Genomic DNA, 19,012 nt, shown 5'->3' on the forward strand with positions numbered 1-19,012 from the left:
TGGGGGGGTGGGGGGGTCGCCCCCGGGGGGCGCCGGCAACGCGGGGGCGGGCCCCCCGCCTGCCGGTCGAAATGATCGAACCCGGTGTCGGTCCGGAAATCCTTGTGCGATAGTGCTTCCCGCTCCCGTCCGCTGCCGGAAGGACTGCCGATGTCGCACGAAGAGCCCAGTGGTGTCAGCAGGCGGGCGGTGCTGGGCGGGGCCGGCGCGGCCGTGGTCGCCTCGGCGTTCACGCCGGTCGCCGCGTCGGCAGGCACGCCGAACCTGCCGGAGTTCACCGGCCGCGGCACCGATTTCGGCACCGGCTGGCGGTTCGTCCTGGCCAATCCCGACGGCGTCACCGATCCCGGCGGCCGGTTCGCCGACGCCGCGAATCCCGCGTTCGACGACTCGGACTGGCAGGTCGTCGACGTCCCGCACGACTGGAGCATCGAGCTGCCGCCGACGGAAAAGGGCGGCACCAGCAGCGGTTCCGGCTTCTTCCGCGGTGGACTCGGCTGGTACCGCCGGACGTTCACGGTGCCGCCGTCGCTGGCAGGCAAGCGCCTTTCGGTGGAATTCGACGGCGTCTACTCGGACGCGCACGTGTACCTCAACGGCGAGCTGCTCGGCCGCCATCCGTACGCCTACACCGGGTTCGCGTTCGACCTCACCGGCAGGCTGCGCACGGACGGGCGGCCGAACGTCCTCGCCGTGCGCGCGGTGAACCCGCTGCCCAGCAGCCGCTGGTACTCCGGCAGCGGCATCTACCGCCGCGTCCGCCTGGGCGTCACGGACCCGGTGCACGTCGCCCGGCACGGCACGTTCGTCACCACGCCGGACATCGCCGGCGGCCGTGGCACGGTCCGGGTGGCCACGGACGTCGTGAACGACTCCGCCGCGCCGGTGACGGCCGAGGTGCGCACCACGGTCACCGATCCGGACGGCCGCGTCGTGGCTTCCGGCGCGGCCACCGTGGCCGTGCCCGCCGGGCGCACGGCGACGGCGGTCACCACGCCGGTCGTCGGACGGCCCCGGCTGTGGTCGGTGGACACCCCGCGGCTGTACCGGCTGCGCACGGACGTCGCCGTGGCCGGGCGCGTGCTCGACACGACCACCACGGAGTTCGGGTTCCGGTACACCGCGTTCCACCCGGACAACGGGTTTTCGCTCAACGGCGTGCCGATGAAGCTGCGCGGGGTCAACCTGCACTCGACGCAGGGCGCGCTGGGCGCGGTGGTCGACGCGGCCGCGCTGGAACACCAGCTGCGGCTGATGCTCGCGATGGGTGTCAACGCGCTGCGGACCGCGCACAACCCGCCCGACCCGCAGCTGGTGGCGCTCTGCGACCGGCTGGGGATCCTCATGATGGTCGAGGCGTTCGACTGCTGGCGGACCGGCAAGCTCGACTACGACTACCACCGCGACTTCGACGAGTGGAGCGGGCGCGACATCGCGGAAATGGTGCACGCGGCCAAGAACTCGCCGTCGGTCGTGCTGTGGTCGATCGGCAACGAGGTCCCGGACGCGTCGATGGCGGGCGGCCCGGCGATCGCGGCGAGCCTGATCGCGGCGGTCCGCGCGATCGACCCGACACGGCCGGTGGTCATGGGGTCCGACCGCTACCGCAGCGTGCCCGCGCCGGGTTCGCCGCAGGACCTCATCCTGCGGCAGCTCGACGGCCTCGGCGTCAACTACAACACCGCCCAGTCCCTCGACGGGCTGCACGCGCGGTATCCGGACAAGTTCTTCTTCGAGTCGGAGTCGTCGTCGGCGACCTCGACGCGCGGGGTGTACCAGGACCCGGACCTGCTCAACACGGGGGAGAACCACACGCCGGGCAAGCGCGCGACTTCGTCGTACGACAACAACCTGGCCTCGTGGACCTTCAGCGGCGAGTACTCGCTGAAGAAGGACCGCGACCGGAGGTTCTGCCAGGGCCAGTTCCTCTGGGCCGGGCAGGACTACCTCGGCGAGCCGACGCCGTACGACGTGTTCCCGGTCAAGACGTCCTTCTTCGGCGCGGTCGACAGCGCGGGCCTGCCCAAGGACGCGTTCCACCTGTTCCGCAGCCAGTGGACCACCACGCCGATGGTGCACCTGACCCCGATGGACTGGACCACCCATCGGCCCGGCACGCCCGTCTCGGTGTGGGTATACGCCAATGTGGACAGTGTCGAGCTGGTGCTCAACGGCCGTTCCCTCGGCGTGAAGAAGTTCGACCGGAAGACCACTGTGGACGGACGGCCGTACCTGGAGACGACCGAGCCGTCCGGCGACGACAAGAACGACCCGTCCGGCAGCTACACCAGTCCCAACGGCAGCAGCGGCAAGCTCCACCTGAGCTGGACGGTGCCGTTCGAGCCGGGCACGCTGACCGCGATCGGCCGGTCGGGCGGCCGCGAGGTGGCCCGCGACCGGCTCGTCACGGCCGGGCCCCCGCACGCGATCACGCTGACCGCACCGGACCGCGCCGACGCCGGGGCGATGTCGTTCGTGACGGCGTCGGTGGTCGACGCCCACGGCGTCGTCGTGCCCGACGCGGAACCGGTGCTGCGGTTCACCGTCCGCGGCCCGGGCCGGGTGGCCGGGGTGGACAACGGCAGGCAGGAGCTGGCACAGGGCTACCAGCAGCCGACGATCCCGGCGTTCAAGGGCCAGGCGGTGGCGGTGATCGCGGCGACCGGCGGTCGCAGCCCGATCACGGTGACGGCCACGGCACCGGGCCTGGCACCGGGCACGATCACGGTCCTGGGCTCACCCCTCGGCCGCCGCAACGGCCCGGGCGCACGGGCCGTCCCGACGGCCCCGCCGCAGGCAGTGGTGGCGGCGGACGCGAGCTATTCGGGAGCGCCGGACACGCTGCCAGCGGCGATGCTGGACGGCAACCCGGCGACGGGCTGGTCGAACCACTACGTGAAGCAGGCGACGGCGACGCTCGCGGCGGTGAGCCGCCCGCGCGAGCAGGACTGGGTGTCGCTGCGCTGGCCTCGACCCCAGCGGATCGCGGCGCTGGAGGCAACCTTCGTGGTGAACGCAACGACGGCCCTCCCGACGACGGCCGAGGTCACCTACCGCACGGCGCGGGGCTGGGAGCCGGTGCGGAACCTGAGGATCACGTGGGGAGCCGGCACGAACGACCCGACGACGTTCGCGTTCGACCCGGTTCCGGCCGAGGAGGTACGGGTGACGATGACCGCGCGCGGCTTCCTGCGGATCAGTGCCCTGGTGGCCCGCTGACCGGACGTCATGAACGAGTCGTTCACCTCGTCTGGCGACATGAAAGAGTCGTTCATGACGTGGGGTGCAGGCTCGCCGCTGCCCGGCACCTGAGTTCCCGGGAGCGGGAGGGGTGTGCTCGGAGCCGGAAGTCGCGTGGTCCGGGGCGGTGTGCTGAAAGGCGCTTTCCTCGCATCCGGTGCGACGAAAGGCCCGTTCACTGCGCCAGGTGAGCCGAAAGCGCCTTTCAGCACGCCCCGCCGCGGCCCCGCCTTCGGGAGTGCTGGAGCCGTCCGGCCCGGCGGTGCTGTCCTGAATGAGTCATTCAGGGCGTCGGAGGTCCTGAATGACTCATTCACGACCTCCGGTGGCGCGGGGAGGAGGCCCGCTGACCGGGGCCCGGCGAGGCGCACCCACCCCTCGCCGGGCCCTGGGGTCACCGGGTGCAGGGAGCGAGCGCGTCGAGGCCCTGCGGTTTCTCGGCGTTGCGGCCGATGGCCGTGGCGATCCGGTTGATCGTCGCCACGCGCTTGTCCTCCAGGGGGCCCAGGATCGCGTTCTGCACGAAGTTGGGTCCGCCCTGGCCCGCGCTGGTCGCCAGGCGGTTGTTGGCTTCGGCGATCTGGGTGTTCAGCAGCTGCAGGTTCCGCTGGACCTCCGCCTGTGCCTGGGCCGGGATCGCCGGGAGCCGGCTGGCCACGTCCGGGCACGAGATCTGCCCGGACGCCGCCGAGTTCCCCGAGTTCCCCGAGTTGCCACTGCCCTGAGCGGGCTTCTGAGCAGGAGCCGGGGCCTGGGCCGCGCCGGACTGGCCGCCCACCGCGCACGCCGCCAGGCGGTCCAGCCCCTGGGGTTTCTCGCCCTGGCGGCCGATGGCGATCGCGATCCGGTCGATCGTCGACTTCCGCTTGTCCTGCAACGGGCCCAGGATCGCGTTCTGCACGAAGTTGGGTCCGCCCTGGCCGACGCTGGTGGCCAGGCGGTTGTTGGCTTCGGCGATCTGGGTGTTCAGCAGGTCGAGGTTGCGCTGCACCTCGGCCTGTGCCTTGGCGGGGATCGCGGGGAGCTGCCCGGCGACGTCGGGGCAGCTGATCTGCCCGGCCGTGGCGGCGTTGGCGCTGCCCGGCTGACCGACGGTCGTGGCGATCACCAGTGCGCCGCCGGCGATCGCGAGGCCGAGCGCGGCCGTCGCGATCTTCGTCCGCCGGGAAAGGCGATGTCGTCCACTGGTAGCAGGCATGAATGACTCCATGGTTAGCGTGAACATATGGGTACTCCGCCCCCTTCGGGGGATACGGCGGAGTTTTCGGATGGCGCGGCCCGAGCCGGGCCGACGACGCCATGGTGGCCTCTCTGCCTGGGGTTTGTCCAGTGTGTCCCGGCCGAAAAAGAAAATGTGAACCATTCCGAACCGGGGTACGTGTAGGGCAGTGAAGGGCGACGTCCGGCTCCATTGTTTCGGCGCGCCGGAATTGTCGTACGCAATTCCGGCGCCACCCTGGCTCTTGACGTGACCCGCCGTGGCCTCCTAGCGTCGGCATACCGACCGGTCGGTGTCCAAAGGAGGTCACTGGATGAGCTGGTACGACGCGAAGCCCTGGCTCGCGAGCTACGACGACCGCGTCCGGGAAGCGGGACCGGCGCAGCCGACGACGCTGCCGGAGACGTTCCGCCGGGCCGTGACGCAGGTCCCCGACCGGGCCGCGATCGCCTACTTCGACGCGCGGCTGAGCTACCGCGAGGTCGACGAGCTTTCCGACGGCGTCGCCCGCCACCTGGCCCGGCACGGCTTCGCGCGGGGCGACCGGCTCGCCCTGGTGCTGCAGAACATCCCGCAGTTCGTCATCGCCCTGCTCGGTGCGTGGAAGGCAGGCGGGATCGTGGTGCCGGTCAACCCGATGTACCGCGAACGCGAGCTGACCCACGTGCTCACCGACGCCGGCGTCAAGGCGATCGTCTGCTCGCAACGCGGCTGGAACGCTCACATCGGCAGGACCGCCGCCGCCACCGGGGTCGGCATCGCGCTCACCACCAGCGAACTCGAATTCCAGACCCGCAACGACGAACGCGTCTTCGCCGGCGTCACCAGGGAGGACACCCCGGGCGCCACCGAGCTGCTCGAAGCCGCGGCCACGCCGGGGCCGAAGCCGCCGGAGCCCGCGTTCGCGCTCGGCGACGTCGCGCTGATCAGCTACACCTCCGGCACCAGCGGCACGCCGAAGGGTGCCACCAACACCCACGGCAACGTCGGCACCAACGCCGCGGGCCTCGGGTCCTTCAGCGGCCTGCCCGCGGGCTCGACGCTCTTCGGGCTGGCGCCGCTGTTCCACATCACCGGCATGGTCTGCGAACTCGGCTCCGCGATCGACATCGCGGGCACCCTCGCGCTGGCCTACCGCTTCGAACCCGGCGTCGTCCTCGACGCCTTCCTCGAGCACAAGCCGTCGTACACGGTCGGGCCGTCCACGGCGTACATGGCGCTGATGGCCCACCCGTCGTTCAGCCGGGAGCACTTCGCGTCCTTCTCGCTGCTGTACTCCGGCGGCGCCGCGCTGCCGCCCGCCGTCGTCGAGACGTTCCGCGAGCGGACCGGGCACTACATCCACAACGGGTACGGCCTCACCGAAACCACCGCCGGCTGCGTCGTGGTGCCCGGCACGCTCGAAGCGCCGATCGACCCGGAGTCCGGGACGATCTCGATCGGGCTGCCGGTCCCGGACACGATCGTCCGGATCCTCGGCGAGAACGGCGAAGAGCTGCCGCCGGGCCAGCCGGGCGAGATCGCCGTCGAGGGGCCGATGGTCGTGTCCGGGTACTGGAACCGCCCGGACGCCACCGCCGAGACCCTGCCCGGCGGGCGGCTGCTCACCGGCGACATCGGGTTCATGGACGAACGCGGCTGGGTCTACGTCGTCGACCGCAAGAAGGACATGATCAACGCGTCCGGCTTCAAGGTCTGGCCGCGCGAGGTCGAAGACGTCCTGTACACGCACCCGGCGGTCCGCGAAGCCGCCGTCGTCGGGGTCGCCGACGAGTACCGCGGCGAGACCGTCAAGGCCTACGTCAGCCCGGCGCCGGGCGCGGCCGCCGACCCGCAGGAACTCGTCGCCTGGTGCAAGGAACGGCTCGCCGCCTACAAGTACCCGCGCACGATCGAAGTCCTCGACGAGCTGCCGAAGACCACCAGCGGCAAGATCCTCCGCCGCGAGCTGCGGGCGAGGGGCCGATGATCGAGACCGTCCGCGGCGCGATCGCGCCGGAAGCACTGGGCCGGGTGCTGATGCACGAGCACCTCTTCGTGCTCAGCCCCGAATTCGCCGCCAACTATCCCGAGCACGAAGGCTTCCGCGAAGACGAGCACGTTCCCGAAGCCGTCCGCCGCCTGAAGGAACTGAAGGAGGCCGGGATCGACACGATCGTCGACCCGACGGTGATCGGGCTCGGCCGGTACATCCCGCGCGTGCAGCGGGTCGCCGCCGAGGTCGAGGTCAACATCGTCGTCGCGACCGGCCTCTACACCTACAACGACGTGCCGCACTACCTGCACTTCCGCGGGCCGGGCACGCTGCTGCAGGGCGAAGACCCGCTCGTCGCGATGTTCGTCGGCGACCTGCGCGAGGGCATCGCGGGCACCGGCGTCAAGGCGGGGCTGCTCAAGTGCGCCACCGACGAGCCGGGGGTGACGCCCGGCGTCGAACGCGTGCTGCGCGCGGTGGCCAAGGCGCACGCCGAGACCGGCGCGCCGATCATGACGCACACGCACGCGGGCACGCGGCGCGGCCTGGAACAGCAGGACATCTTCGCCGCCGAGGGCGTCGACCTCAGGCGCGTGCTGATCGGGCATTCGGGGGACTCGGCCGACCTCGGGTACCTGACCGAGCTGGCCGACCGCGGCTCGCTGCTCGGCATGGACCGGTTCGGCCTGGACCTGCTGCTGCCGTTCGAAGAGCGCGTGAACACCGTCGCGGCGCTGTGCGAACGCGGCTACGCGGACAGCATGGTGCTCTCGCACGACGCGTCCTGCTACATCGACTGGCTGCCGTCGGCGCAGCTGCCCGCGATCGCGCCGAACTGGCACTACCTGCACATCACCCGGGACGTCCTGCCCGCGCTGCGCGAGCGCGGGGTGTCCGAAGCGGACATCACGACGATGCTGGTCGACAACCCCCGGCGGTTCCTGTCCTGGCGTGCGTGAGCCGTTATTGTTGGGTGTCCTGACGCGGAGAAAGGGGTACTTGCGTGACCCGAGCAAGCACCCGCAAGCCGGGCGAGGCCACCGGCGACGAGCAGGCCGCCGTGCCCCGGCGGCTGCTGGAGCACGCCACGAAGCTGTTCGCCAAGAAGGGCTTCGACCGCACCTCCGTGCAGGAGATCGTCGAGGCCGCGGGCGTCACCAAGGGCGCGATGTACCACTACTTCGGCTCGAAGGACGACCTGCTCTACGAGATCTACGCGCGGGTGCTGCGCGAGCAGACCCGGCAGCTGGAGAGCGTCGCCTCGTCGGCCGCGCCGCTGCGGGAACGGCTCGCCGCGGCCGCGTCCGACGTCGTGGTCTCCAGCATCGACAACCTCGACGACAACACGATCTTCCTGCAGTCCATGCACCAGCTCTCACCGGACAAGCAGAAGGCCGTGCGTGCCGAGCGCCGCAAGTACCACGAGCGGTTCCGCGGCCTGATCGAGGAAGGCCAGGCGTCGGGGGAGTTCCGCACGGACAAGCCCGCCGACGTGGTCGTCGACTTCTTCTTCGGCTCGGTGCACCACCTGGGTTCCTGGTACCGCCGCAGCGGTTCGCTGACGGCCCGCCAGATCGGCGACCACTACGCGGACCTGCTGCTGGACGCCCTGCGGCCGCCTGCGTGACCGCGTTTCCCCCGCTGCCGGTCCTCGGCGACCTGACCGAGCCCGAGCAGCAGCTCGTCGAAGCCGCCCGTCAGGGCCGCTCGCTGGTGTCCGACGGCGAAATCCGCGCGGAAGTGCTGCGCGAGCTGCTGCTGGGCCGCCGCGGGCCGCTCGATCCGCGGGGCGTGCGGGTCGAGGGCGTCCGCGTCACCGGCGAGCTGGACCTGTCCGCCGCCGAGGCGGTCACCGGCCTCGGCCTGGTGGACTGCACGGTCACCGGCCCGTTCGTCGCGCGGCACGCCACCCTGCCGTGGCTGGACCTGTCCGGGAGCGAGCTGGGCACGGTCGACCTGGCCGGGGCGCGGATCACCGCGTTCGCCGACTTCCTGGGCGCCGAGCTGACCGGCGGCTCCGGAACGGCGCTGGACGCCGAAGGCCTCGTGACGGACGACCTGCGGCTGTCCCGGACGCGCATCACCGGTGCGGTGTGCCTGCTGGACGCCCGGGTCACCGGGCGCGTCCTGCTCACCGGCGCGGAGATCACCAGCGCCGACGGCCCGGCGATCGACCTGGACCACCTCGAAGCCGGGGTGTTCGACGCGGTCGACCTGCGGGCACGGGGGACCGGACCGCTCGGGGCGGTCCGCGCGACCGGCGCGCACGTGTCCCACGAGGCCGGTTTCGACAACGCCGAGCTGACGAACGAGTCCGGGCCCGCGTTGTTCGCCGACCGCCTCGTCGCCGGCGAGAACCTGAGCCTCGTGGCGGTGAAGGCGACCGGGGCCGTCCGCCTGCCCGGCGCTCGCGTCGGCGGTCAAGTCCTGCTCGCGGAAGCCGTCCTCACCACCGAAAGCGGACGTGCGCTGGACGCCGACGGTCTCCAGTGCGTGGACCTCCACATGAAGGGCCTCACCGCGACGGCCGTCGGCGCCGACGCCGCGATCAGCCTCACCGGGGCGCGGATCGGCGGTCAGGTCAGCTGGGCTGGTGCCGTGGTCGTCAACAGCGGCGGCCGCGGCCTGATCGCCGACGGCATGCGCGTCGAAGACAGCATCACCGCCGCCGGCCTCAAGGTGCGGGGGTCGGGCAAGGGCGGCGCGCTCAGCCTGATCGGGGCACACGTCGGCGAGAGCTGCTACCTCGGCGACGCCGAGCTGGCCAATGACACCGGAGCGGCGTTCGGCGGCGACCGGCTCCGGGTGGGTGGCAACCTCCAACTCCGCCGCGCCACCGCGTCCGGCGCGGTCAGGCTGCTCAGCGCCCGGATCGAGGGTGAGCTGTACCTCGAAGGCGCCCGGGTCACCAACGACGGTGGCGAGGCGATCCAGGCTGACCGTCTGCGCGTCGGCCGCAGCATGGCCCTGACGGACGCGCACGTGACCGGCGCCGGGGACGCAGGGGCGCTGCGCATGCTCAACGCCGAGGTCGCCGGCCAGCTGCGGCTCGGCCGGGCGGAAGTGACCAACGCGTCCGGCCCCGGCTTCGTCGCCGACGACCTGCGGGTCGGCACCTACCTGACGCTCGGCGGCCTCAAGGCGACCTGCTCGTCGGAAATCGGCGCGCTGCGCCTCGGGGCGGCCCGGATCGACGGCACGGCCACCTTCGACGACGCGGTCGTCACCAACGACCGCGGACCGGCGCTGTTCGCCGACCGGTGCGTGGTCCGGGACAGCCTGAGACTGAACGGCCTGCAGGCGGCCAGTGCGGGCGAGGACCCCACGATCCGCCTGCTCGGCGCCCGCGTCGGCGGCCAGCTGGACTTCAGCGGCGCTGAGCTGACCCATTCCGGGCAGTGGCTCGTGAGCCTCCAAGACGCCGCGGTGGACGGGCCGGTGTTTCTGCCCGCCGAGATCGTGGGCCCCGATGAGCAGCTGGATCTCGACGGGTTCCGGTTCGGTGCGCTCGGCGACGTCACCTGGCAGGAGTGGCTGGACCTGGTCCGCTTCCACACCCCGGAGTACCGGCCGGGGCCGTACCAGCAGCTGGCCGCGGCGGAGCGCAGTGCCGGGCACGACGGCAACGTCCGGCGGATCCTCATCGCCCAGCAGCGCGACCGTCAGCGGCGGGCCCCGGACGCAATCGGCGGCTGGCTCGCCCGCCGCTTCCACGGGCTGTGGGGCGTGTTCGCGGCCTACGGCTACCGCGCCCGGCGCACGGCGGCGGCGTTGCTCCTGGCGCTGGTCGCGGCCGGCGGGCTGGGACTGTGGGCCGGGCATGTGGGCGAAGGCGGCCACCGGGCGGCCGAGCGCGTCACGGACTTCACGGCCGCGACCGGGACGCCGTGCACGACGGTGGAGCTGGTCGGCGTGGGACTGGACCGCGGGCTCCCGCTGTCGCCGGGCGTGCGCGGCCGGTGCGACCTCAACACCGGAACCAGGGCAGGGCAGCTGTTCACCGTGGCGATCTGGCTGGTGCAGGCCGCGGTCTGGGCGCTGGCCACGCTCGCGCTGGTCGGCTACACCGGGCTGGTCCGCAAGACCGGCTGATCAGTGCTGCCGGAGGTGGTCGAGCAGGTGGGCGATGACCTCGTCCGGGGCCTCCATCGCCATCCACTGGCTGGCGTCCTCGATGATCTGGAAGCGGTACGGGGCGTCGATGTAGTGGACGGTCAGCTCGGCCGCGCCCTGGCCGAGGTACGGGTCCTCGCGGCCCCAGAGGTAGAGCGTCGGCACGGTGATGCGGCCCGCCGGGATCTCGAATCCGTCGTTCGTGGCGCCGCGGTACCAATTCAACGTCGCCGTCAGCGCCCCCGGTTCCGAAAGGCGCAGCACGGCCCGGTCGGCGATCTCGCGCGGAACGCGGCCGTTGTAAACAGCCCGTAATTGCGTGGCTTCGTCGCGTAGGAGATATTTCTCGGCTTTGCCGGGAGCACGGCGGAAGAAGCGGATGTAACCGAGGTCGTGGAACTGGCCGTCGTCGGTCGCGGCCGCGCGCTGCAGGGCCGCCGGGTGCGGGGTGGACAGCACGCTGAGGGAGCGCAGCCGGTCCGGGTGGGCCGACGCGAGCGCCCAGGCCACCATGCCGCCCCAGTCGCGGGCGACGAGGTGGAACCGGTCCGCGCCCTGGCTTCCGGCGAAGGCCAGCGCGTCGCCGACCAGGTGATCCAGGGTGTAGTGCCCGACGCCCTCGGGCCGCGCGCCCGCCGCGTAGCCGCGCTGGTCGACGGCCACGGCACGGTAGCCGGCCTCGCCGAGAGCGTGCAGCTGCTCGGTCCAGGCGTCGGCGAACTCCGGCCAGCCGTGCAGGAACAGGACCAGCTCGCCGGACCCGGGCCCGGCGGCGAGCGCGCTGTGGCGATGCTCGCCGACGGCGATGGTCAATTCCTCCAGTGCACCGGTGTCCGTCGGCGCGACGGCGAATTCCATGGCGCACAGGCTAGATCGCGGCAGGGGTGATAACCATGGGGAGAAGGGCAGAGTTACCGCACTTTTTGCATCGGGAGTGGCCTGGCTCACAGAATTTTCGCTCAAGTGAGCGAAAATGCGGAGAAAACTGAGCTTTCTTCACGAAGACCGCCCCGCGAGCCGGACGCCCCGGGTTTGTCGGTGCCCCGGGCAGCGTCCGCGGTCCGCCACCGGTGACGGTCCTCGCCGCCGCGCCAGATCACCCAAGCCCGCGGGCGGTGGCGTCCCGCGATGCCCGGCGACCGCCCCGCCCGTGCCTGCCCAAGAGCGGGTGCGGGTTGCGGTCTCGCCGCCGGTCCGCGGTCGTGAGTGGTAATTCGGGTTAGAACCCTAATTACCACTCACGACAAGCCGCGGCAGACCACCCAGCCGGCGGTGCGGGGCTCAGGCTAGCTGGCGGGTGCGGGGCTCAGGCCAGCCGGCGCGTGTCCGGCTCAGGAGGGGAGGTTCACCAGGTCGGCCAGCCGGGCGCGGTGGCGGCCCGGGGTGCCCAGGGCGATCTCGTCCGCCTTGGCGCGCTTGAGGTACAGGTGCGCCGGGTGCTCCCACGTCATGCCGATGCCGCCGTGCAGCTGGATTGCCTCCTCGGTGGCCTTGACCGCGATCGGGGCGTTGCGGGCCTGGGCGACCGCGACCGCGATCGGCACGTCCGTGCCCGTCGCGAGCGCGTCCGCCGCGTTGCGGGCCGCCGCGCGGGCGATCACCAGGTCCGTGTACAGGTTCGCCAGCCGGTGCTTGAGCGACTGGAACCCGCCGACCGGACGGCCGAACTGGTACCGCCCCTTGAGGTAGCGGACCGTCTCGGTGAGCGCCCACTCGGCGACCCCCGTCTGCTCCGACGCCAGGATGCCCGCGCCGGTCAGCAGCGCCTCTTCGAGCGCCGCGGCCGCCTGTGCGCCCGACGCCACCAGCACCGCCGGGGCGTCCGCCAGCGACACGTCCGCCACCCGCCGGGTCAGGTCGAACGACACCAGTTCCGACACCGTCGCCGCCGACGCCTCGACCACGTACAGCCCTGGTCCCTCGGGGCCCGCCGCCGGGACGACCAGCAGGTCCGCCACCGACGCGTCGGCCACCGTCGAGACGCGGCCGGAGAGCGTGCCGCCGTCCGACACCGTCACCGACGACGGGAAGCCCGCTCCGGGGGCCGTCGACAGCGGCACCGCCAGCGCGCCGATCGCCGAACCCGTCGCCAGCCTGCGGACGAACTCCCCGGCCGACGCGTGGACCAGCGCCGTCGTCGCCAGCACCACGCTGCCCAGGAACGGCACCGGCGCCACGCTGCGGCCCAGCTCTTCGGCCACCACGGCCACTTCGCGGGCCGACGCGCCGTGCCCGCCCAGCTCCTCGGGCACCGCCAGCCCGGCCACCCCGACCTCGTCGGCCAGCGTGCGCCACAGCTTCAGGTCGTAGCCCTCCGCGGTCTCGATGCGCGCCAGCAGCGCCGAAGCGTCGGCCTTTGCGGCGAGCAGGTCCCGGACCGAAGCCCGCAGGTCCTCTTCGACGTCGGAATACAGCAGGTCGGTCATCGGGGGAGGTCCTTCCAGGCGACGTCCTTGTCGACGCGCGGCTCCGAGGGCAGGCCCAGCACGCGCTCGGCGATGATGTTGCGCAGGATCTCCGAGGTGCCGCCCTCGATGGAGTTGCCCTTCGCGCGCAGGTAGCGGTAGCCGGCCTCGCGGCCGGTGAAGTCCACAATGGCCGGACGGCGAAACGTCCAGTCGTCGTAGGCCAGTCCCTCCTCGCCGAGCAGCTCGACCTCCAGGCCGGTGAGTGCCTGGTTCAGCTCGGAGAACGCGACCTTCATGGCCGAGCCCTCCGGCCCGGGCGCCCCGGCCGCGAGCTGCTGGCGCAGCCGCGTGCCGGCCAGCCGCAGCGTCTCGGCCTCGACCCAGTGCTTCACCAGCCGGTCGCGCAGCTCCGGCGTGCGCAGCTCCGGCCGGTCCCGCCAGGTCTTCGCGACGATCCCGATCAGCCCGCCTTCACGCGGCAGGACGTGCCCGCCGATCGCGACGCGCTCGTTCATCAGCGTCGTCTGCGCGACCTTCCAGCCCTCGCCGACCGCGCCGAGGCGCTGGGTGTCCGGGATCCGCACCTCGGTCAGGAACACCTCGTTGAACTCGGCCTCGCCGGTGATCTGGCGCAGCGGCCGCACCTCGACGCCGGGTGCGGTCATGTCGCACAGGAAGTACGTCATGCCCTGGTGTTTCGGCACGTCCGGGTCGGTGCGGGTGACCAGGATGGCCCACTGGGCCTCGTGCGCCCCCGACGTCCACACCTTCTGGCCGGTGACGATCCAGTCGTCGCCGTCGCGGACGGCGCGGGTGCCCAGCGCGGCGAGGTCGGACCCGGCGCCCGGCTCGGAGAACAGCTGGCACCACACCTCCTCGCCGGTCCACAGTGGACGCAGGTAGCGCTCGCGCTGCTCCGGCGTGCCGAAGGCGAGGATGGTCGGCGCGGCCATGCCGAGGCCGATGCCGATCCGGCGCGGGTCGTTGTCCGGCGCGCCCGCCTCGGCGAACGCCGTGTCCACAACGGACTGCAGGGCGCGCGGCGCGTTCTGCCCGCCGAGCCCGGCGGGGAAGTGGATCCAGGCGAGCCCGGCGTCGAACCGGGCGCGCAGGAACTCCAGGCGGTCGGTCGACGCGGGGTCGTGCGCGGCCAGGAACTCGCCGACCTGGCGCGTGAGATCTTCGGCCGTGACAGTCACTTGGCGCCCTCCGAGAGGTACTTCTTCAGCTCACGCCGGGCGAGTGAGCGCTTGTGGACTTCGTCGGGCCCGTCGGCCAGCCGCAGCGTCCGGTTCCCCGCCCACATCGCGGCCAGCGGGAAGTCCTGGCTGACCCCGCCCGCGCCGTGCACCTGCACGGCCTTGTCGAGAATCCACTCGACCGTGCTCGGCGTCGAAATCTTGATCGCCTGGATCTCGGTGTGCGCGCCCTGGTTGCCGACGGTGTCCATCAGCCACGCGGTCTTGAGCACCAGCAGCCGCTGCTGCTCGATCTTCACCCGCGACTCGGCGATCCAGTCCTGCACCACGCCCTGCTGCGCGATCGGCTTGCCGAACGCCTCGCGCGAGATCGCGCGGCGGCACATGAGTTCCAGCGCGCGCTCGGCCATGCCGATGGCGCGCATGCAGTGGTGGATGCGGCCGGGGCCGAGCCGGGCCTGGGCGATGGCGAACCCGTCGCCCTCGCCGCCGATGAGGTTCTCCGCCGGCACGCGGACGTCCTCGAACAGCACTTCGGCGTGGCCGCCGTGGTCGCTGTCGTCGTAGCCGAAGACGTGCATGCCGCGCTTGACCGTGACGCCCGGGGTGTCGCGGGGGACCAGGATCATGCTCTGCTGCTTGTGCGGCGCGGCGTCGGGGTCGGTCTTGCCCATCACGATGAAGATCTTGCACGCGGGGTTCATCGCGCCGGAGATGTACCACTTGCGGCCGTTGACGACGTACTCGTCGCCGTCACGCCGGATGGCCGTCTCGATGTTGCGGGCGTCGGAGGAGGCGACGTCCGGCTCGGTCATCGCGAAGGCCGACCGGATTTCACCGTTCAGCAACGGTTCCAGCCACTGCTTCTGCTGCTGCTCGGTGCCGAACATCGAGAGCACTTCCATGTTCCCGGTGTCCGGCGCGGCGCAGTTGAGCGCGGTGGGGGCGAGCCGGATGCTGCGGCCGGTGATCTCCGCCAGCGGCGCGTACTGCAGGTTGGTCAGGCCCGCGCCGTGCTCGCCGGGGAGGAAGAAGTTCCACAGCCCGCGCTTGCGGGCCTCGGCCTTCAGCTCCTCGACGACCGGCGGGATGGCCCACGGGTCGTCGCGTTCGGCGAGCTGCCGCTCGAACACCGGCTCGGCGGGGTAGATGTGCGAGTCCATGAACTCGAGGAGCTTCCCGCGCAGCTCCTCGGTCTTCTCGTCGAACGCGAAGTCCATCACTTCTCCTCTTTGAGAATCTCGTTGCCGTGCGCGATGAGCGGCGCGACCCCGGCGCCGACGCCTTCGAAGCCCGCCCCGACGGTCTGGCCCCGGGTGTAGCGGTAGTGGATGCCTTCGAGGATCACGGCCAGCTTGAAGAACGCGAAGCTGACGTACCAGTCCAGCGCCGAGACGTCCCGCCCGGAGCGTTCGGCGTAGCGCGCGACGACCTCGTCGGTGGCCGGATAACCCGGCGCCGAGCTGGCGTTCGACACGAACGGCAGCGAGACCTTGTCGCGCTCGGCGTAGGCGACCAGCAGCGCGAGGTCGGTCAGCGGGTCGCCCAGCGTCGACATCTCCCAGTCGAGCACCGCGGAGATCTTGTCCCGGCTGTCGACGAGGACGTTGTCGAGGCGGTAGTCGCCGTGGACGATCGACGGCGTGCCGGACACCGGCACGGCCGCGGCGAGCCGGTCGTGCAGCTGCTCGATGCCCGGCAGGTCGCGGCTGCGGGAGGCGTCGAGCTGCTTCTTCCACCGCCGCAGCTGCCGCTCCAGGAAGCCTTCGGGGCGGCCGAAGTCGCCGAGGCCGACCGCGGCCGGGTCGACCGCGTGCAGGTCGACGAGCGTGTCGACCAGTGCCTCGGCCATCGCCCGCGTGCGCTGTTCGCCGAGCCGCGCGAGCTGGTCCGCCGTGCGGTAGGGCGTGCCCTCGACGAAGCTCATGACGTAGAACGGCGCCCCGACGACGTCGGCGTCCTCGCACAGCAGCAGCGCTTCGGGCACCGGCACGGCGGTGTCGCGCAGTGCCGAGATCACCCGGAACTCGCGGGACATGTCGTGCGCGGTGGGCAGCACGTGCCCCAGCGGCGGGCGGCGCACCACCCAGCGCGACCGGCCGTCGCCCACCACGTAGGTGAGGTTGGACCGGCCGCCCTCCACGACGTCGGCGGACAGCGGTCCGGCGGCCAGGCCGGGCCGGTGCGCGTCCAGGTGGGCGCGCAGGCGGCCGAGGTCGAGTCCGGGTGGGTCGGTGCGGGTCATGCGGTCTCCTTCGCGCGTCCCGTCGGATGATACCGACCAGTCGGTATGTCGTACAGCGGGCCGGTGCAAGCGGCACTTTCCCGTGAAAGTGCCGCTTCCGGCGAACTCAGGCGAGGAACCGCGTCACCCATTCGGCGACGCAGGCGGGCTTCGCCTCGCCGTCGATCTCCACCGTCCACTTCGACACCGCCTGCTTGCCGCCGGGGATGTCGGTGATCTCGATCAGCTCGGCCCCGGCACGCACCTTCGAGCCGACCTTCACCGGCTGCGGGAAGCGGACCTTGTTGAGGCCGTAGTTGATGCCCATCCGGATGCCGTTGACCCGGTAGATCTTCGGCCCGAACGCCGAAAGCAGCGACAGCGTCAGGAAGCCGTGGGCGATGGTGCCGCCGAACGGGCCCGCGGTCGCCCGCGGCTCGTCCACGTGGATCCACTGGTGGTCGTCGGTGGCGTCGGCGAACTGGTTCACCCGCTCCTGGGTGACGGTCAGCCACTCGCTGTAGCCGAGGTGCTCGCCTGCCGCCGCGGCGAAGGCGTCGAGGTTCTCGAACTCGCGCATCGGCCTCAGTCCTTCGGTCCGCCGGCGACGTAGATGACCTGGCCGGAGACGAACCCGGCACCCTCGCTGACCAGGTACGACGTCAGGTGGGCGATGTCCTCGGGCGTGCCGACGCGCTGCACGGGGATCTGCGACGCGGCCGCGGCCTTGAAGTCCTCGAAGCTCATGCCGAGCCGTTCGGCGGTCGCCGCGGTCATGTCGGTGGCGATGAAGCCGGGCGCGATCGCGTTGGCGGTGACGTTGAACTTGCCCAGCTCGATGGCGAGGGTCTTGGTGAAGCCCTGCATGCCCGCCTTCGCGGCGGAGTAGTTGACCTGACCACGGTTGCCCAGCGCGGACGTGCTCGACAGGTTGACGATCCGGCCGTACTTCTGCTCGGTCATGTACTTCTGCACCGCGCGGGTCATCAGGAACGAGCCCTTGAGGTGCACGCCGAGCACGGCGTCCCAGTCCTGCTCGGTCATCTTGAACAGCAGGTTGTCGCGGGTGATGCCGGCGTTGTTGACCAGCACGACCGGCGGGCCGAGCTCCTCGGCAACCCGGCTGACGGCGGCCTCCACCTGCTCGGCGTCGACGACGTCCAGCGCAACGCCGACGGCCTTGCCGCCCTTCGCGACGATCGCCTCGGCGCCCTGCTTGACACCGGCCTCGTCCAGGTCCAGCAGGCCGACGGCAAAGCCGTCCTCGGCCAGCCGCGCGGCCACGGCGGCACCGATGCCACGGCCGGCACCGGTGACCACGGCGACACGGGAAGGGGACTCGGTCACGGGGACCTCCTCGTCGTTGAGAAACGGGCTCGTTGCCGCGCAGCCTACTAAGCGGTTGGTTTTTTGACGATACGTGGGAGGCTCACTCCGGCTGCCCGGACCCCGGAGTGAACCCGTGTGTCGAATCCGGCACCGCACGTTCGACGTACCGGTGAAGACTGACCCGGGAAGGGAATGCCGATGGCAAGAACCCCACTGCGCCTGTACATGTCCATGTCGGTCGACGGATACATCGCCGGCCCGGACGACCGCCCGGGCCAGGAACTCGGCCGCGACGGCGGACGGCTGTTCGACTGGCTCGACGACCGGATGTCCGAGGGCATCAACGGGCAGGTGTACGCCGAGGCCTCGGCGACGGGCGCGGTGATCTCCGGCCGCCGCACGTTCGAGCTGGCGAAGCGCTGGAACGGCGACCACCGCGATGGGGTGCCGATCCACGTGCTCACCCACGCGATCGACCCGGCCGACAAGCCCCCGGGCAGCGCGAAGTTCTACACCGACGTCAAGGCCTGCGCCGAGGAGGCCCGGGCGGCGGCGGGCGACCGGCCGGTGCTGGTCCACGGCGCGGGAGCGGCACAGGCGTTGCTGGCGGCGGGCCAGCTCGACGAAGTGGAACTGCACCTGATCCCGGTCCTGCTGGGTGGCGGCCGCCGCCTGTTCGAGCCGACCTTCGGCGGAAGGGTGGAGCTGGAACTCGTCCGGCGGCTCGACGGCCGCGGTGTCACGCACCTGCGTTACCGCGTGGTTCATGGGGAAGTGGTCCGCCGATGAGCGGATTCGGCCCTGACAAACGCCACCACACTCTGCGCCTGACGGGCGGCCGGGATCGAACGTGCTCCGGAACCGGCACGCCGGCCGCGACAGCTTCGACGTACTCCTTGGCGCCCTGCACTCCGAGATCGGCCGCGGACGCTCGCACGAACCGGAGCGCGTCGAGGCGCCGACCGGCATCGACCAGCTCAGCGATCCGGGACCGCAGGGGGTCAGCGCGTTCGATCCCGCGAACCTGCTCCAGATAGTCCTCGATCCACTCGGCGGACTCGAGATCGACCGTCGCGTGCACCATGTGCAAACTGCCGTCCACCCCGTCGACCAGGAAGGGACCGTGGCCCACCACCATGTCGGTCATTTCCCGGGTGCGCGCATAACGCTCGCTTTGAGCGTGGATCACCCAACCGAGCCGGTGCGGAGCGACGTCGGTGATCACCATCGCCGGGCCGCCCCGCGCCGGCCACTCCGCCAGATGCCGCTCCACGATCCGGATGGCCCGCGCCTTCGACACCATGA

Annotated in this window: 15 protein-coding genes; 6 read left to right on the forward strand and 9 right to left on the reverse strand. The window is 71.6% G+C overall.

The features are described 5' to 3' along the window. Positions 1 to 150 precede the first annotated feature (150 nt). On the forward strand, positions 151 to 3,219 hold the full coding sequence (locus ABJI51_RS02505) for a glycoside hydrolase family 2 TIM barrel-domain containing protein (RefSeq protein WP_348947257.1): 3,069 nt from the start codon (positions 151 to 153) through the stop codon (positions 3,217 to 3,219). Positions 3,220 to 3,634: 415 nt separating this feature from the next. Here ABJI51_RS02505 and ABJI51_RS02510 read toward each other — a convergent pair whose 3' ends face one another. After that, a complete protein-coding gene (locus ABJI51_RS02510; protein ID WP_348947258.1) occupies positions 3,635 to 4,438 on the reverse strand; it encodes a hypothetical protein in 804 nt (267 codons plus the stop codon). 334 nt (positions 4,439 to 4,772) lie between these two features. Here ABJI51_RS02510 and ABJI51_RS02515 point away from each other — a divergent pair, with 334 nt between their 5' ends. Genes ABJI51_RS02515 through ABJI51_RS02530 form a run of 4 tightly spaced genes read left to right on the forward strand, consistent with a single transcriptional unit; the run spans position 4,773 to position 10,526 of the window. Further along, complete coding sequence (locus ABJI51_RS02515; RefSeq protein WP_348947259.1) at positions 4,773 to 6,428, forward strand: AMP-binding protein; 1,656 nt, start codon at positions 4,773 to 4,775, stop codon at positions 6,426 to 6,428. Continuing rightward, the gene (locus ABJI51_RS02520) at positions 6,425 to 7,393 is read left to right on the forward strand and encodes a phosphotriesterase family protein (protein WP_348947260.1); all 969 of its coding nucleotides are present in this window, start codon (positions 6,425 to 6,427) and stop codon (positions 7,391 to 7,393) included. Before ABJI51_RS02515 ends, ABJI51_RS02520 begins: the two co-directional genes overlap by 4 nt. A gap of 44 nt (positions 7,394 to 7,437) precedes the next feature. After that, complete coding sequence (locus ABJI51_RS02525) at positions 7,438 to 8,061, forward strand: TetR/AcrR family transcriptional regulator (protein ID WP_348947261.1); 624 nt, start codon at positions 7,438 to 7,440, stop codon at positions 8,059 to 8,061. Next, positions 8,058 to 10,526, forward strand: coding sequence for a hypothetical protein (locus tag ABJI51_RS02530; protein WP_348947262.1), 2,469 nt, complete (start codon positions 8,058 to 8,060; stop codon positions 10,524 to 10,526). Before ABJI51_RS02525 ends, ABJI51_RS02530 begins: the two co-directional genes overlap by 4 nt. Here the strand turns inward: ABJI51_RS02530 and ABJI51_RS02535 are convergent, their stop codons facing one another. The 7 genes from ABJI51_RS02535 to fabG form a co-directional block, all read right to left on the reverse strand. Next, a complete protein-coding gene (locus ABJI51_RS02535; RefSeq protein ID WP_348947263.1) occupies positions 10,527 to 11,405 on the reverse strand; it encodes an alpha/beta fold hydrolase in 879 nt (292 codons plus the stop codon). Positions 11,406 to 11,878: 473 nt separating this feature from the next. After that, positions 11,879 to 12,973: an acyl-CoA dehydrogenase family protein gene (locus ABJI51_RS02540; RefSeq protein WP_348947264.1), complete on the reverse strand. Its 1,095-nt coding sequence runs from the start codon at positions 12,971 to 12,973 to the stop codon at positions 11,879 to 11,881. Continuing rightward, on the reverse strand, positions 12,970 to 14,154 hold the full coding sequence (locus ABJI51_RS02545; RefSeq protein ID WP_348947265.1) for an acyl-CoA dehydrogenase family protein: 1,185 nt from the start codon (positions 14,152 to 14,154) through the stop codon (positions 12,970 to 12,972). Before ABJI51_RS02545 ends, ABJI51_RS02540 begins: the two co-directional genes overlap by 4 nt. Continuing rightward, on the reverse strand, positions 14,151 to 15,374 hold the full coding sequence (locus ABJI51_RS02550; RefSeq protein ID WP_348947266.1) for an acyl-CoA dehydrogenase family protein: 1,224 nt from the start codon (positions 15,372 to 15,374) through the stop codon (positions 14,151 to 14,153). Before ABJI51_RS02550 ends, ABJI51_RS02545 begins: the two co-directional genes overlap by 4 nt. Next, a complete protein-coding gene (locus ABJI51_RS02555; RefSeq protein WP_348947267.1) occupies positions 15,374 to 16,399 on the reverse strand; it encodes a phosphotransferase family protein in 1,026 nt (341 codons plus the stop codon). Before ABJI51_RS02555 ends, ABJI51_RS02550 begins: the two co-directional genes overlap by 1 nt. Positions 16,400 to 16,505: 106 nt before the next feature. Beyond that, positions 16,506 to 16,958: a MaoC family dehydratase gene (locus ABJI51_RS02560; RefSeq protein ID WP_348947268.1), complete on the reverse strand. Its 453-nt coding sequence runs from the start codon at positions 16,956 to 16,958 to the stop codon at positions 16,506 to 16,508. A 5-nt stretch (positions 16,959 to 16,963) separates the two neighbouring features. Then, the gene (gene fabG, locus ABJI51_RS02565) at positions 16,964 to 17,725 is read right to left on the reverse strand and encodes a 3-oxoacyl-ACP reductase FabG (protein ID WP_348947269.1); all 762 of its coding nucleotides are present in this window, start codon (positions 17,723 to 17,725) and stop codon (positions 16,964 to 16,966) included. Positions 17,726 to 17,905: 180 nt separating this feature from the next. Here fabG and ABJI51_RS02570 point away from each other — a divergent pair, with 180 nt between their 5' ends. Beyond that, positions 17,906 to 18,496, forward strand: coding sequence for a dihydrofolate reductase family protein (locus tag ABJI51_RS02570; RefSeq protein WP_348947270.1), 591 nt, complete (start codon positions 17,906 to 17,908; stop codon positions 18,494 to 18,496). On the opposite strand, the gene ABJI51_RS02575 is transcribed toward ABJI51_RS02570, so the two are convergent. Beyond that, positions 18,447 to 19,010 (reverse strand): YrhB domain-containing protein, encoded by a 564-nt coding sequence (locus ABJI51_RS02575; protein WP_348947271.1) that lies wholly within the window; start codon positions 19,008 to 19,010, stop codon positions 18,447 to 18,449. The two genes, ABJI51_RS02570 and ABJI51_RS02575, sit on opposite strands and share 50 nt — an antisense overlap. Between the last annotated feature and the right edge of the window lie 2 nt (positions 19,011 to 19,012).

Source organism: Amycolatopsis melonis (genome assembly GCF_040064235.1).
In the GTDB taxonomy this organism is placed as follows: domain Bacteria; phylum Actinomycetota; class Actinomycetes; order Mycobacteriales; family Pseudonocardiaceae; genus Amycolatopsis; species Amycolatopsis melonis.

Excerpts from the sequence above, each read along its gene's own strand:
- ABJI51_RS02505 (WP_348947257.1), top strand. The coding sequence starts at position 151 with ATGTCGCACGAAGAGCCCAGTGGTGTCAGCAGGCGGGCGGTGCTGGGC.
- ABJI51_RS02510 (WP_348947258.1), bottom strand. The coding sequence starts at position 4,438 with ATGCCTGCTACCAGTGGACGACATCGCCTTTCCCGGCGGACGAAGATC.
- ABJI51_RS02515 (WP_348947259.1), top strand. The coding sequence starts at position 4,773 with ATGAGCTGGTACGACGCGAAGCCCTGGCTCGCGAGCTACGACGACCGC.
- ABJI51_RS02520 (WP_348947260.1), top strand. The coding sequence starts at position 6,425 with ATGATCGAGACCGTCCGCGGCGCGATCGCGCCGGAAGCACTGGGCCGG.
- ABJI51_RS02535 (WP_348947263.1), bottom strand. The coding sequence starts at position 11,405 with ATGGAATTCGCCGTCGCGCCGACGGACACCGGTGCACTGGAGGAATTG.
- ABJI51_RS02540 (WP_348947264.1), bottom strand. The coding sequence starts at position 12,973 with ATGACCGACCTGCTGTATTCCGACGTCGAAGAGGACCTGCGGGCTTCG.
- ABJI51_RS02550 (WP_348947266.1), bottom strand. The coding sequence starts at position 15,374 with ATGGACTTCGCGTTCGACGAGAAGACCGAGGAGCTGCGCGGGAAGCTC.
- ABJI51_RS02555 (WP_348947267.1), bottom strand. The coding sequence starts at position 16,399 with ATGACCCGCACCGACCCACCCGGACTCGACCTCGGCCGCCTGCGCGCC.
- ABJI51_RS02560 (WP_348947268.1), bottom strand. The coding sequence starts at position 16,958 with ATGCGCGAGTTCGAGAACCTCGACGCCTTCGCCGCGGCGGCAGGCGAG.
- ABJI51_RS02570 (WP_348947270.1), top strand. The coding sequence starts at position 17,906 with ATGGCAAGAACCCCACTGCGCCTGTACATGTCCATGTCGGTCGACGGA.
- ABJI51_RS02575 (WP_348947271.1), bottom strand. The coding sequence starts at position 19,010 with ATGGTGTCGAAGGCGCGGGCCATCCGGATCGTGGAGCGGCATCTGGCG.